General features: G+C 72.7%; 1 protein-coding gene. It reads right to left on the bottom strand.

Annotated features, from left to right (window positions below; translation table 11 throughout):
- Positions 1-49 precede the first annotated feature (49 nt).
- Positions 50-828 (bottom strand): SseB family protein (locus FE256_RS17955; protein WP_138178356.1); only part of this gene is annotated, 779 nt, incomplete at its 5' end.

An 828-nucleotide genomic window follows, 5' to 3' on the forward strand; every position in this document is an offset into this window, starting at 1 on the left:
GCCCGCGCCCGACACCCGCCCCACGCGGCCAGACAAGCCGCAGCCGGACTCAGTCGGCGAGGGCGATGAGGCCGGTGAGGTGCTCGCGCGTGAGGCGGATCCACGGACCCGCGGGGTCGACCAGGAGCCCGGTGAGACCGGCGTCGCCGACGAGTGCCTTGGCGAGCTGCTCGTTCTGCAGCGGCACCGGCTGATCGCCGCGTCCGAGAGCGAGCAGTTCGAGCGGGTGCGAGAACACCTCGAGGAAGCGCTCGCCCGTCGCGGAGCGCGACTCGGCGACGCCCACGGGGCCGCCGTCCTCGGACTGAGCGACGGCGATCCACAGCGGAGCGCCCGCGAGGATCGCCTCGGCGACGGTGGATGCCGTGGACTCGGTGCGCTTCTCGCTGAGCGCCGTCTTGATCCGCAGGTCGGGGTCGGCCTCGGACACCATCCGCTCGAGCAGGGCCGAGGGCAGTACCGCACGGGCGTCGTCGGATGCGTGGTCGAGCACGACACCGGCGTAGGGGCCGGCGAGCACATGCTTCAGGAGGGCCATGACGGGCTGCCCCATGGCCGAGGTGTCGCGGTCGCCGTCGGCCTCGACGCTCTTGGTCAGTGCGTGCCCGCTGCTGTACGCGAGAACAAGCTGCTCGTCGCCGCGGGTCGCGATCGCGAGCGGCAGGTCCTTGCCTTCGGCGAGGAGCGCCCGGGCGTCGCCCTTGACGCGGAGGAACACGTGTCCCTGCAGCAGCTGTCGTGCGACGTTGAGAAGCTGGGCCGGTTCGGGCTGGCCGCTGATCTCGGCGAGGGCGCCGGCCAGGAGCGCGTTGTCGCGCAGACCCGGGA

Source organism: Microbacterium sp. 5K110, assembly GCF_005774735.1.
In the GTDB taxonomy this organism is placed as follows: domain Bacteria; phylum Actinomycetota; class Actinomycetes; order Actinomycetales; family Microbacteriaceae; genus Microbacterium.